Annotated in this window: 11 protein-coding genes; 4 read left to right on the top strand and 7 right to left on the bottom strand. The window is 72.3% G+C overall.

Translation table 11 applies throughout. The features are described from left to right. Positions 1-690: 690 nt before the first annotated feature. Complete coding sequence (locus tag IH54_RS0117295; protein WP_031517703.1) at positions 691-1,335, top strand: dihydrofolate reductase family protein; 645 nt, start codon at positions 691-693, stop codon at positions 1,333-1,335. 61 nt (positions 1,336-1,396) lie between these two features. Here the strand turns inward: IH54_RS0117295 and IH54_RS0117290 are convergent, their stop codons facing one another. Next, positions 1,397-1,717, bottom strand: a complete 321-nt coding sequence (locus tag IH54_RS0117290) for a hypothetical protein (RefSeq protein ID WP_031517701.1) — start codon at positions 1,715-1,717, stop codon at positions 1,397-1,399. 206 nt (positions 1,718-1,923) lie between these two features. On the opposite strand from IH54_RS0117290, the gene IH54_RS0117285 reads away from it, so the two are divergent. After that, positions 1,924-4,140: a tetratricopeptide repeat protein gene (locus IH54_RS0117285; protein ID WP_052397558.1), complete on the top strand. Its 2,217-nt coding sequence runs from the start codon at positions 1,924-1,926 to the stop codon at positions 4,138-4,140. Here the strand turns inward: IH54_RS0117285 and IH54_RS0117280 are convergent. The 5 genes from IH54_RS0117280 to IH54_RS0117255 all read right to left on the bottom strand — a co-directional run bounded on the left by IH54_RS0117280 (position 4,125) and on the right by IH54_RS0117255 (position 7,521). Then, positions 4,125-4,997, bottom strand: a complete 873-nt coding sequence (locus IH54_RS0117280; RefSeq protein ID WP_267965200.1) for a DUF397 domain-containing protein — start codon at positions 4,995-4,997, stop codon at positions 4,125-4,127. The two genes, IH54_RS0117285 and IH54_RS0117280, sit on opposite strands and share 16 nt — an antisense overlap. 17 nt (positions 4,998-5,014) lie before the next feature. Further along, a complete protein-coding gene (locus IH54_RS0117270; RefSeq protein ID WP_031517696.1) occupies positions 5,015-5,278 on the bottom strand; it encodes a hypothetical protein in 264 nt (87 codons plus the stop codon). After that, on the bottom strand, positions 5,275-5,625 hold the full coding sequence (locus tag IH54_RS0117265) for a DUF6247 family protein (RefSeq protein WP_031517694.1): 351 nt from the start codon (positions 5,623-5,625) through the stop codon (positions 5,275-5,277). Before IH54_RS0117265 ends, IH54_RS0117270 begins: the two co-directional genes overlap by 4 nt. A gap of 55 nt (positions 5,626-5,680) precedes the next feature. Next, positions 5,681-5,977, bottom strand: a complete 297-nt coding sequence (locus tag IH54_RS0117260) for a hypothetical protein (protein WP_159011902.1) — start codon at positions 5,975-5,977, stop codon at positions 5,681-5,683. Between the two features lie 140 nt (positions 5,978-6,117). Next, positions 6,118-7,521, bottom strand: coding sequence for a SpoIIE family protein phosphatase (locus tag IH54_RS0117255; protein WP_234343571.1), 1,404 nt, complete (start codon positions 7,519-7,521; stop codon positions 6,118-6,120). A 336-nt stretch (positions 7,522-7,857) separates the two neighbouring features. On the opposite strand from IH54_RS0117255, the gene IH54_RS0117245 reads away from it, so the two are divergent. Further along, positions 7,858-9,042, top strand: coding sequence for a GH12 family glycosyl hydrolase domain-containing protein (locus IH54_RS0117245; RefSeq protein WP_031517829.1), 1,185 nt, complete (start codon positions 7,858-7,860; stop codon positions 9,040-9,042). A gap of 143 nt (positions 9,043-9,185) precedes the next feature. Here the strand turns inward: IH54_RS0117245 and IH54_RS0117240 are convergent, their stop codons facing one another. Next, a complete protein-coding gene (locus IH54_RS0117240) occupies positions 9,186-9,944 on the bottom strand; it encodes a LysM peptidoglycan-binding domain-containing protein (protein WP_031517688.1) in 759 nt (252 codons plus the stop codon). Positions 9,945-10,388: 444 nt separating this feature from the next. Between IH54_RS0117240 and IH54_RS41700 the strand changes: the two genes are divergently transcribed. Further along, entirely contained in the window at positions 10,389-12,617 is a 2,229-nt protein-coding gene (locus IH54_RS41700) for a serine/threonine-protein kinase (protein ID WP_052397556.1), read from the top strand. Positions 12,618-12,620: the final 3 nt, after the last annotated feature.

Raw genomic sequence — 12,620 nt, 5'->3', positions numbered from 1 at the left:
GGAAAGACCTGGCGGGGATCCTGCCTTCGCTGGTCGATGAGGTCGCTCCGGACCCCTGCCGGAAGCCTGGTTGTGTCGGACGTGGCAGGCTGTCGGAGCTCCCGAGAAGGTTGCGCGGCGCCTTGCGCAGCCAGCAGTAGAGACCGGGGCGGACGAACTGATGCTGTACACACCGACCCACGACCTGCGCGCCCGCGTTCGCTCCTTTGAACTCATCGAGGAGCACTTCACCGCTGCGAGCGCCTGACTCTCTTCCCGCGGCGGGCGCACATGATCTCGTTCACCCGCCCGATGCCGCTGCGTACGCAAAGGGCTTCTACTCAGTACGGGGCGCGGAAGGGGCAGCCGCTCCCATGTACCGGCTGCGGCTGTCCTGCTCGAATCGACGGGTTCCCGCCCCTGGAGCCGTAGTTGGCGAAGACGGAAGCCTAAGGTGACGCCGTCCGACTCGCCCCGGAGACCGCAGGCCGAGATCGTGGGACAGAACGACGGGCCATCCGAACGGGACAACGCGCGAACACACGGGTCGTCACGTCGGAACGGGGCATTCCGGTTGCGGGCCTGCAGTCCGCGCTGCCGGGAAAACTCTTTCGGTGCCGTGTCGATCCCGGGCCGCGCCGTTCGACGCATGTACGTGTGGGGCATCCGTCCCGCACACCGCACACGACAAGGAACGGCGAGGTCAACGCCATGGGTCAGCTACTGAGGGTCATGAACTTCTGCGTCTCGCAGGACGGCTTCGCGGCCGCGGAGAACCAGAGTCTGGAGTTGCCGTTCGGGCTGCCGCATCCCGAGCGGCTGTTCAGCTGGGCCGGGGCGACGGCGAGCTGGGTGGGCCGCACGGAGTCCGGCGGCACAAGGGGTCTTGACGACTACTTCACGCGGGACTTCCTGAACAACATCGGCGCCGAGATCATGGGGCGCAACAAGTTCGGGCCGCAGCGCGGGCCGTGGGAGGACTACGAGTGGCAGGGCTGGTGGGGTGACGAGCCGCCGTTCCGTACGCCGGTCTTCGTCATGACGCACCACCCCCGGCCGTCGTTCTCGCTCTCCGACACGACCTTCCACTTCGTCGACGCCGACCCGGCGACCGTCCTCGCGCAGGCCCGCGAGGCGGCGGACGGCAAGGACGTACGGCTGGGCGGCGGAGTCACGACGGTCCGGGAGTTCCTGGACGCCGACCTCGTCGACTCGCTGCACGTGGCGGTCGCGCCGGTGGAGCTGGGGGAGGGGCTGCCGCTGTGGGAGTCCCCGCACGACCTGGAGGACCGCTTCCACCTGGAGGTGATCCCGAGCCCGAGCGGCGTCGTGCACCACCTGTTCTGGCGGCGCTGAACCGGCGGCTCCCGGCGGTGTGCCGTGGTCGGGACCTCACGGGCCCCGACCACGGGCGGCGTCAGCCGATGATCCGCACCGACAGCGGGCTCTGGTTGGTCACCGCCCGGCCCGGGTCGAGATTCCCGGTGAAGTTGGTGCAGTTCGCGCCGAAGAAGTAACTCAGCGTCTTGTCCGTGTCGTTGGCGAGCAGCCAGGCGTGAAACTGGAGGTTGAGGCAGACGTTGTCCGGCGGGTTGTCGATCCGGAACTCGTGCTGGGCGAAGTCGAAGTACCGGATCGCCCCCGTGGCGGCGTGGGCGTCGGTCGTCATGCCGACGGCCAGTACGGCCGCCGAGCCGAGGGTCAGGGCGAGCTTGGCCAGGCGTGCGGGTGCGCGCATGAGTGAGGGTCCTTTTTCTGTGCGGGTCGGGCTCGTATGTTCGAGCCCGTGGTAAAGAGATCCCCTTTTGTGCCAAATTTTTGAGCAATACGCGCAGATGATGACTCGGATGGGCAATAAGTGAGCTAATCGGTCCACCCGGCCCCTGTGAAACCTTCGCCCCGAGAAGCCCCCGGCGGGAGAATCGGTGCCGGAGGTGGTGCGGGGTGGTGGACACGGTGCCCGGCGGGCACGGGGGCGGACGCGGGCACGGGGGCGGACGCGGCCGGGACCGCGGATACGGGCTGAGGGCCGGGCGGGACGTGGAGGTCCGGGCGGCCGGGGGCGGCTTCGCGGTCGGGACGGCCGAGCACGTCACGCTGTACGCCGCGCCCCGGCAGCCCGCGACGCTGCCGCACCAGGTCGGGGTCGTGCCCGCACCGGCCCAGTCCTTCCAGACGCGGCCGGAATCCGCCGAGCTGCGGGCGCCGGGCCCCTGCCACGTCCTGACGGGCCTGGGCGGCGTCGGCAAGACGCAGCTCGCCGCCGCGCACGCGCACCGGGCGTGGGACGCCCGCGAGCTGGACGTCCTCGTGTGGGTCACGGCCACCGGCCGCCCCGCCGTCGTCGCGTCCTACGCGCAGGCCGCCGCCGAGCTGTGCGGGGCGGACCCGGCGGAGCCGGAGCAGGCCGCTGCCGCTTTCCTCGCCTGGCTGCGGGCCAAACCGCACCGCTGGCTCGTCGTGCTGGACGACGTCGCCGACCCGGCGGACCTCAGGGGCCTGTGGCCGCCGGACAGCCCGGCCGGCCGCACCCTCGTCACGACCCGCCGCCGCGACGCCGCCCTGACCGGTACGGGCCGCCGCCGTATCGACGTGGGCCCCTTCACGCCGGACGAGGCGAGCGCCTACCTCGCCGGGGTTCTCGCGGCCCACGGGCGTACCGAGCCTGCTGGCGAACTCGCCTCCCTCGCGGCGGAGTTGGGCCGCCTGCCGCTGGCCCTGTCGCAGGCGGCGGCGTACCTCGCGGACCAGGCCCTCGGCGCCGCCGCGTACCGCGCGCTGCTCGCCGACCGCACCCGCACCCTCGCGCACGCCCTGCCCGCCCCGGACGCCCTCCCCGACGACCAGCGCGTCCCCGTCGCGGCGGCGTGGTCCCTGTCCGCCGAGCTGGCCGACACCTGCGAGCCCCGCGGCCTGGCCCGCTCGCTGCTCGCGCTGACGGCGATGCTGGACCCGAACGGCATCCCCGCGGACGTCCTGACCGCCCCGGCCACCCGCGCCTTCCTCGCCCGGAAGGGCCGCGGGCGTCTCCTGCGGGGCCGCACCCGCCGCGTCACCGCCGGGCAGGTCCACGAGACGCTGCGGCTCCTGCACCGGTTGAGCCTCGTCGACCACACCCCGGAGGAGCCGCAACGGGCGCTCCACGTCCACGCGTTGGTGCAGCGCACAACCCGCGACGCCCTCACCCCGCGGCGGTTCGCCGCGTGCCTCCGGGCGGCCGCGGACGCGCTCGCCGAGGCCTGGCCGGAGAACGAGCGCGACATCGCCCTCGCCGCCGCACTGCGCGCGAACGCCGCCGCGCTCATCGCCCTGGGCGAGCCCACCGGGTGCCTTTACGAGCGCAGCGGCGCCCATATGGTGCTGTTCCGCTACGGCATGAGCCTGGAGGACGCCTTGCAGGCCGCCGAGGCCGAGGAGTTCTACCGCGCGCTGACCGAGGCGACCACCCGGCACCTGGGGCGCGACCACTGGTGCACGCTCGTCGCCCGGCAGCTCGGCGCCCAGGCGCGGGGCCGGGCGGGTGACGCGGCGGGCGCGGCAGTGGCGTACGAGGAACTGCTCGAGGACCGGACGCGGGTCCTGGGCCGCAACGACTACAGCACGCTGGCCACCAAGCTCGACCTCGCCGAGTGGCGCGGCGAGTCCGGTGACGGGGAAGGGGCCGTGGCGGCGTACACCGAGCTGCTGCACGACACCCGGCGCGTCCACGGCCCGGACCACCACAACACCCTCTCCGCCCGGCTCGGCCTGGCGCGGTGGCGGGGTGAGTCCGGAGACCCGGAGGGCGCGGTGGCGGCGTTCACCGGGCTGCTGCCCGACGTGGTGCGGGTCTTCGGCCCTGACGACCGGCGCACCCTCGCCCTGCGCCACATCCTCGCCCGGTGGCGCGGCAGGGCGGGCGACGTGGAGGGGGCGGTGGCAGCATTCACCGAGCTGCTGAGCGATGTGGTGCGGGTCCTCGGACCCGACCACCGCAACGCCTTCGTCCTGCGCGAGGACCTGGCCAAGAGCCTGGGCAGGGCGGGCGACACGGAGGCGGCGCTGGCCGCCTACGCCGCACTTGTGGACGACATGACGCGGGTGCTGGGCGCGGACCACCCCGACACCCGCGCCGTCCTCGCCAAAGCAGCGGCCTGGCGCGAGGGTCAGGCCCCGGGGTAGCGCCCCGCCTTGACGTCGTCGATGAACGCGGTCCAGGCCGCGGGGGCGAAGGTGAGGGCGGGGCCGTGGGGGTCTTTGGAGTCCCGTACGGGGATGATGTCGAGGCCGTCGGCGACCTCGATGCACTCGCCGCCCTGGCCAGTGCTGTACGAGCTTTTGCGCCAGGCCGCGCTGGTGAGGTTGGCCATGAGGTATAGCCCTCCAGAGCACTGCGGATCATCTCCGCCGATTTGCTCACCCGAGGATGCGGCGGCCTGGAGCAGATCATATGTCGGTCGGGCGCTCTCGACGTCGGCCACGCTTTCCTTCAGGGCCGTCACCGCGAGGCCTTCCACGTAGAGCACGTCCGAGCGATCGGGGTACGACCAGAGGGTGAAGTCACCGCTCATGGCGGCTTGGGTACCAGCCGTGAACGGCAGGATCTGGATCGTCACGTTCGGGCTTGCGGAATCCTTCAGCAATCGCTCCAGCTGCCGCTCCATTACTTCGGGCCCGCCGACCCGGCGGTGCAATACGGACTCGTCCAGGACGGCCCAGAAGTACGGTGGCTCCTCTCCCCTGAAGATCGCCTGTCGCGCCATCCGTGCGGCGACCAGCGCCTCGATCCTGTCTTGTGTGGCCCGGTACGCGCGGCCGCCCGCGCGAGGTCGCTGTCCTCCCGGACTGCCCCGCGCACGGCCCCACCACCGGCTGCGCCCTCTTCGCGGCGCACCCGGGGCGCCACACCTGGGAGTGGGACGCCTGAACGGCCTGCCCGTACCGGCCGGGAGCCCGCCCTCCGCGCCGCCCTCGGCACGTACCCGTCCGTACGGTCGCCGGCGTGACCGGCGAACCGCGCAGCTCGCGCCGGGCGGGATGAGGCACGGGACGGGTGTCAGGCACCGAAATGCTGAGCGCGGAGGATCAGCACGACGTCATCGCGGTAGTCCTCCTGATACCAGACCATGACGGGGCCCTCGGCGAACGTCATGACGCCGGAGGCGGCTTCGGTGATGTCGAAGGGTTTGCCGATGCGACGCACGCCGACGGCATCCGCGATGCGTTGCGCGACCAATTCGACGTCTTCCCGCTGCTTCCCGGTCAGGCCGCTGACGACGTTTTCGGCATCGGGGAGGTATTCCCAGGTCCAGTCACTCACGCGGCGTTGGCCTCCGCCTGGGCGAGGAGTGCGGCGAGTTCGGCGGCGGCGGCGCGGCGTGCGGTACGGTCGCCGGATTCGCTGACGATGCGTTCGCACTCGCGGAAGCGGGCGAGACGTTCGGGGAAGCGGGCGATGCCGACCCAGGACGCCCACTTCTCGACGAAGGCGCGGGGCGGCGTGAGGGTGTACTCGTCGCGGGCCTGCCGCATCGCTTCGTCCCATTGCCGGTCGAAAGTGGCGACGGCGGAGGGGTCGAGCTGGGCGACGGCGATACGGAGCGCGGCGGGGGTCTTCTCGGGCAGGGGAATGAGCGGCTCGGCGGGGTTGCGCGGTGCTGTGGTCATGAGCGGCGGTCTCCTGGGCTTCGGTGCGCGGCGCGGGGCCCTGGCGGGGCCTCGGTCAGGCGGCTTCCTCCCGCTCGGCGTCCCGGCGGGCCGCCTCGCGTTTCTGGATCCTGTACACGCCGCTGGGGTCCTTGAACCGGAGCAGGTGGGCGATGCGCGTGACGCGGCCGTAGGGCGTATCGCCCGCCATCGCCTCGTGAACGGCCGCTTCCTTCTCGGCTTCGGCCTTGTCCAGCTTCTCGGTCAGCTCGTCGATCACGGCCTGAGCCGCCGCTACGCGTCGCATGGCGGGGGTGTCGAAGTCAGGGTGTTCCTCGGCGGGCTTCCTGCGCCTGCGCGTACGGGTGGCCATGGCCGCAGTATGGCACACCAACCATGGACACAGGACCATGGCATCGGAACCACGGTTTCGCGGTCAGGTGCTGCGACAGGCGGGCTCGTTGCCCGGCGTGCATGGCGCGGGCCGAGCGGCACCGCCCCGGAGGGGCCTGCTCACAGCCGGACCACCATGAGCGACACGTCGTCCTGCTGGCCCCCCGGATCGGCCATCGCCGCCAGCAGGCCGTCCGCCATCTCCTCCGGCGGGAGGGTGCGCAGTTCGCGGACGGCGTCCACGAGCCGGTCCAGGCCGACGTCGATGTCCTCGTGCCGCCGCTCGATCAGGCCGTCCGTGTACAGCACCAGGGTGTCGCCCCGCCCGTACTCCACGGTCGCCTGCGGGCGCGGCACGTGCTCCAGCCGCACCCCGAGCGGCGGGTCGGTCGCCTGGTCCAGGAAGCAGGAGGAGCCGTCCGGGCGCATCAGCACCGGCGGCGGGTGCCCGGCGTTGCTGTAGGTGAGGAGGGTGCTGGCCGGGTAGACCTGGCACGCGAAGGTCGTCGACGACATCGCGCCCGGCTGCGCCCGCGCGTACAGGCCGAGCGTCTCCAGCGCGCCGCTCGGCCCGTCCGCGACGCGCATCGCCGCGCTCAGCGCACTGCGCAGCATGCCCATGACCGCCGCCGCGTCCACGCCGTGGCCGACGACGTCCCCCACCGTCAGGCCGAGCCGCCCCTCCGGCAGGTCCACCACGTCGTACCAGTCGCCGCACGCGTTGAGGTCGCGCATCGCGGGGCGGTAGCGCACCGCGATCTCGGGGTGGGTGTCGAGGTCGGGGGTGGAGAGCATCGCGCGTTGCAGGGTCAGTGCCAGGTCGCGGGTGCGGCTGGTCATCTCCTGGAGCCGGGCGTTGGCCTGCTGGAGTTCGCGCGCCCGGGTGAACAGCTCCGCGCGCGGCGCCTTCATCAGCTCGCCGTCCGGGACGGGCTCGACGCCCTCGCGCTCCCAGCGGACGAAGGAGGTGACGTCGTCGATGCGGTGGATGATCAGCTCCACCTGACCATCCGGGCCGACCAGCGGGCGGTTGGTGACGTTCCACCAGCGGGGGTCGAAGGTGCCCGGCTTGCCGGGGTGGGGGATGGCGAAGCGGTGCAGCAGCAGCATGTTGGGCTCGCCGGTCCGCAGTGCCAGGTCCAGCCCGTGGCGCTGGACCTCGGCAGCGTGGGACGTCGGCTCGTCCGGGTCGGGCGGGTAGGCGTCGAAGAAGCTGCGGCCGGACAGTTCGGCGGCGGTGCGGCCGGTGACCTCGGTGTAGGCGTTGTTGCAGGTGATGATCGTGAGGTTGGGGTCGAGGACGACGCAGGCGGCCGGGACCGCGGCGAAGAGGGCTGCGTAGTCCAGTTCGCCGGCGGTGGGGTGGGGGCCCGGCGCGTGGCCGTGCGGGCCGCAGGGCCTGCCCTCGCTCCCGCCCGCGCCGCCGCGCCCCGCGGCCGTACCGCCGTCGCCCTCGTCCCCGCCGCCGTTTCCGCGCCCCGCGGCCGCGCCGCCGTCGCCGCTCCCTTGACCGCCCGCCGCCACCGCGCCACCTCCGCCCGCTCCCGTCCGGCGGCCCAGTCAACCCGCGGGCAGCGCCCGGCCCGCGCACCCCTTCCGCGACGCGCCCGTACGGCCCCCGTCCAGCGCAGTGTCCCGCGACGGCCGGGGCGCCGACCTGCGGTTACTCTCGTGGGTCGGACGGGACTCTTGCCACGCGTGGGACGGCGCCCTTACCGTCCTTGTTCCGAAGCAGTTGTGGGAGCGCTCCCATGCGGATCGAATCGAATCGAACCACGATCGAACCGCGTCGAAAGGAGCCCGCCCGCACCGCGCTTGCTCGGTCCCCCCACCTCCGTGCCTGTCATCGAAGGGACAAGCATGAAGTCGCTACAGCAAGCCCTCCGCTCCACGCGCAGAACCGCCGTCGCCGCGCTCGCGGCGCTCGGCCTCGGCATCGGCGGCCTGGTCACGCTGGCCTCCGCGCCGGCCGCGCACGCCGACACCCAGATCTGCGACCAGTACGGGTCGACGACGATCCAGGGCAAGTACGTCGTGCAGAACAACCGCTGGGGCACATCCGCGACCCAGTGCATCAACGTCACCAGCAGCGGTTTCCAGGTCACCACGGCCGACGGCTCGGTGGCGACCAACGGCGCGCCGAAGTCGTACCCGTCGATCTTCAACGGCTGCCACTACACCAACTGCTCGCCCGGCACCAACCTGCCCGCGCAGCTCAGCGGGATCAGCAGCGCGCCGACGAGCATCTCGTACAGCTTCGTGAACAACGCGGTGTTCGACGCGGCCTACGACATCTGGCTGGACCCGACGCCGAAGACGGACGGCGTCAACAAGACCGAGATCATGGTGTGGTTCAACCACGTCGGGTCGGTCCAGCCGGTGGGCTCCAAGGTCGGCACCGCCAACGTCGCCGGCCGCAGCTGGGACGTGTGGACCGGCAACAACGGCGGCAACGACGTGATCTCCTTCGTCGCGCCCTCGGCGATCAGCAGCTGGAGCTTCGACGTCAAGGCCTTCGCGAACGAGACGATCAGCCGCGGGCTGGCCCAGAACAACTGGTACCTCACCAGCGTCCAGGCCGGTTTCGAGCCCTGGCAGAACGGCGCGGGCCTGGCGGTCACGAGCTTCTCGTCCTCGGTCAACGTGGGCGGCAGCTCGACCAACGGCGGCACCAGCAACGGCGGTACGTCCAGCGGCACCACCAGCGGCGGCAGCACCGGCGGTACGGGCGGCTCGGCCTGCAAGGTGACCTACGCGACGCAGACCTGGTCCGGCGGCTTCACCGCCAACGTCACGATCGCCAACACCGGCTCCAGCGCGGTCAGCAACTGGAAGCTCGGCTTCACCCTGCCCTCGGGCCAGACCGTCACCAGCGCCTGGAACGCCACGGTGAGCCCGACCTCCGGCGCCGTCACGGCCAGCAGCCTGGCCTACAACGGCTCCATCCCGGCGGGCGGTTCGCAGTCCTTCGGCTTCCAGGGCACCTCGTCCGGCAGCACGGCGTCCCCCAGCGCCTTCACGCTGAACGGCACGGCCTGCTCCTGAACCGACAGGCGTGACCTGAACCGACCTCAACTGAACTGACCCGACCGACCCGGCGGCCTTTCCCGACCACAGCCGCCGCACCCGCGCCGCCCGTCTTTGCGACGGGCGGCGCGGGTGCGCCGGGGCTATTGCGAAATCGCGGCCTAGTAAGGGCCGTTGACGTTGTCGATCGAGCCGTACACGTGGTACGCGTAATTGCACGCCGCGGTGATGTTCGCGACCGGGTCGTAGATGTTCGTCGAGGTGCCCGGGACGTGGTAGGCGTCGAACGTCGGCTGGATCACCTGGAGGAGGCCGATGGACGGGGTGCCGGCCGCGGCGTTGGAGTCCCAGAGATTGATGGCGTTGGGGTTGCCGGAGGACTCGCGGATGATGTTGCGGTAGATGCCGTCGTAACTGCCGGGAATTCCCCGCTGCTTCATGATGGCCAGCGAGTGGTTGATCCAGCCGTCCAGGTTGTCCGGGTAGGCGGTGGCGGTGCTCGCCGTCTGCGCGGTGGTCGTGGTGGACGCCTTCGCGGCGGGCGCCGGGGCCTTGGCCGCGGGGGCCTTCGCCGCCGGGGCGTGCGGGAGGTGGAGCACCTGGCCCGGGTGGATGATGTACGGGCTGTGGATGTGGTTGCGGGCGGCTATGCCCTTCCAGCCGCCGGTCACCTTGTGGTGCCGGGCGATGCCGATCAGGGTGTCGCCCTTCTTGACCGTGTACGTGCGCTTGGCGGCCTTGTGCTCGGCCTTCTGCTTCGCGGTCACGGTCGACTTGGCGGGAGCCTTTTCCGGGGTGGCGGCGCTCGCCGTACCGGTGACGATCCCGCAGGACAGCGCGGCGAACGTTCCGACGACGACGGCTCCGCGCACGGAGACCATACGCTTCGCGAGCGAGCGGTTACGGGCGTGCTTCGGCATGGTGCGGACCTCGTTCCAGTTATTACCTGTCCGCAGACGCCGGCCCCCGCCGATGCCAATCCGACCCGCTTTTCCATTGCGGTGCGCTGCGGCGAGCACATTGGTATCAGCTGGAATTTGACGCGACAATTACCTGGTGTTCTAAGCGGCTTAGTAGAAAGCGGAGGCGGTGGACGCGGGCACTCCCTGCGGAATGGGCCCGGAAGAGGGGGTGGGATTCCACTAGGCGGGTTAGTAAGTGATGTGCGTCCTGTGACGCGCGTCACGCCCTGGTGGGCTCCCGTTCCACGGTCTTATCCCATGAATAAGTCCTTAAGTTCCCGAAGAAGTCATTTATGCCTTAACCGGTAAAACGGACAAGTCGACTGTCTTTCGGTGCGGCCGCCGGGTGGGCCCGGCGTCCCTATCCTGGAGTTGCTCTGGGAACAGGGGAGGGAGCGCACGGTGACGCTGCAGGAGGGGGACCCGTCGGTCATCGGCGGGTATCGGCTGGAGCGCAGGCTCGGCGCCGGGGGCATGGGCGTGGTCTACCTCGGCCGCTCGGTGTCCGGGCGGCGGCTCGCGGTCAAGGTCATCCGGCCGGAACTGGTCACCGACGAGGGCTTCCGGGTCCGCTTCCGGCGCGAGGTCGAGGCAGCGCGGCAGGTCAGCGGGGCCTTCACCGCGCCCGTCGTGGACGCCGGCCCGGACGCCGAGCAGCCCTGGCTCGCCACCCTCTTCGTGCCCGGCCCCACGCTGCACCAGCACGTCACCTCCGCGGGCCCGCTCGCCGCCGCGGCGGCGCACCGCCTGGCCGCCGGACTCGTCGAGGCGCTGCGCGACATCCACCGAGCGGGCCTGGTCCACCGCGACCTCAAACCGGGCAACGTCCTGCTCGCCGACGACGGCCCGCGCGTCATCGACTTCGGTATCGCCCGCGCCGTCGCCGCCGCCCCCCTCACCACGACCGGCGTCGCCATCGGTACGCCCGGCTACATGGCCCCCGAGCAACTGCGCACCGGCGGCACCGGCCCCGAGGCCGACGTCTTCGCGCTCGGCTCCGTGCTGGTCTTCGCCACGACCGGCCACGGCCCCTTCGACGGGATGAGTTCGGACGGCATCGGCTACCGGGTCGTCCACGAGGACCCCGATCTGACAGGGCTGCCCGGCACCCTGCGCCCGCTCGTCACGGCGTGCCTGGCGAAGGAGCCCGGCGGGCGGCCGACGGTGGAGGAGCTGCTCGCGGCGCTGTCGGCGCCCACGGGCGAGCCGCCCGCGGTTCCGACGCCCTCTTCCGCCGGGCCCGTGCCCGCCGAACCTTCTTCCGCCGGGCCCGTACCCGCACCCGTACCCGCGGCCGCCGACACCCCGACCCGCCGGGACGTCCCGACCTCCCGAGACGCCGCCCCCACCAGGCCGGACACGCCCCCCGTACCCGTACCCGCGCCCGTACCCCCCGCCCCCCGCCTCGTGCCCGGCGCCGCGCTCCCCGGCGCGCGGCCCCCGAAGCGGAAGCGCACCGCGGTCGTCGTCAGCGCCACCGTCCTCGCCCTCGCGGCGGCCGTGACCGTACCCCTGGTCGTCCTGCACGACCGCGGCGGCGGTCACGCCTCGGCCGACAGCCCCGGCAAGGGGGCGGCCTCCCAGCAGCCGAAGACCCCGGCCGCCCCGTCCTCCTCCTCCTCCACTTCCGCCGCCCCCTTCTCCTGCGCCGGCGCCCAGGGCCGCGTCCGGGCAGACGGTTCGAACCTCGTCGGCCCGCTCATGAACCGGTGGACCACGCGCTTCCAGGCGCGGTGCCCCGGCGCCACGGTCGTCTACACGGGCACGGGCCCGGACGCGGGCCTCACGAGTTTCCTGTCGGGGCAGGCGGACTTCGCGGTGGACGACGCCCCGCTCGACCAGCAGGGCCTCGACCGGTCGCGAGCCCGCTGCCAGAGCCGGGGCGGCGGGCAGGCCGTCGACCTGCCGCTCGCCGCCACGCAGATCGCGGTCGTCTACAACCTGCCCGGCGTGCGGGACCTGGTCCTGGACGCGGCCACGCTCGCGAAGATCTTCGACGGCCGCATCACCCGCTGGAACGACGCGGCGATCGGCAGACTCAACCCGGGCGCCACCCTCCCCTCCACCGCCGTCCGGGCCGTCCACCGAGCCGACTACAGCAGTTCGACCCTGGCCCTGACCACCTATCTGCATACCGCCGCGGTATCCGCCTGGCCGCACACCCCCGACGGCTCGTGGCCGGGCAAGGGCGGTGTCGGGAGCACCGGCGCGATCGCCCAGGAGCACGAGGTCGGGACGGTAGCGGGCTCGATCGGCTACTCCGTCGCGGGGTCCGCCGACCCGCTCGCCACCGCGCGGATCGCGACCGGTGCGGGAGACCCGGTGGCGGTCGGCCCCGCCACCGCGACCGCCTTCGTCGCGCACGCGGCCGCGAGCGGCGGCCCCGGCGGGGACCTCGTGCTCACCCCCGACTACGGCGGCACCGCGCCGGGCGCCTACCCGCTCACCGCCGTCAGCTACGCCGTCGTGTGCGCCAAGGGCAACGCCGCCGGGACCCTCACCACGCTGCGGGCCTTCCTGGCGTACGCGACGGGCGCCCCCGGCGCGCAGGACGCCGCCGCTGTCGGCTTCGGCCCGCTGCCCGACGCGCTGGCGTCCCGTGTGCACAAGGCAATCGCCGCCCTGGACTGACAA

This window comes from Streptomyces sp. NRRL F-5123 (assembly GCF_000721495.1).
Classification (GTDB): Bacteria; Actinomycetota; Actinomycetes; order Streptomycetales; family Streptomycetaceae; genus Actinacidiphila.
This window is presented reverse-complemented; position numbering and strand designations above follow the sequence as displayed.

Bases quoted from the DNA above. Each gene is read 5' to 3' on its own strand.
- IH54_RS0117240 (WP_031517688.1), bottom strand. From the start codon at position 9,944: ATGCCGAAGCACGCCCGTAACCGCTCGCTCGCGAAGCGTATGGTCTCC.
- IH54_RS0117290 (WP_031517701.1), bottom strand. From the start codon at position 1,717: ATGCGCGCACCCGCACGCCTGGCCAAGCTCGCCCTGACCCTCGGCTCG.
- IH54_RS0117260 (WP_159011902.1), bottom strand. From the start codon at position 5,977: ATGGCCACCCGTACGCGCAGGCGCAGGAAGCCCGCCGAGGAACACCCT.
- IH54_RS0117295 (WP_031517703.1), top strand. From the start codon at position 691: ATGGGTCAGCTACTGAGGGTCATGAACTTCTGCGTCTCGCAGGACGGC.
- IH54_RS0117245 (WP_031517829.1), top strand. From the start codon at position 7,858: ATGAAGTCGCTACAGCAAGCCCTCCGCTCCACGCGCAGAACCGCCGTC.
- IH54_RS0117265 (WP_031517694.1), bottom strand. From the start codon at position 5,625: ATGACCACAGCACCGCGCAACCCCGCCGAGCCGCTCATTCCCCTGCCC.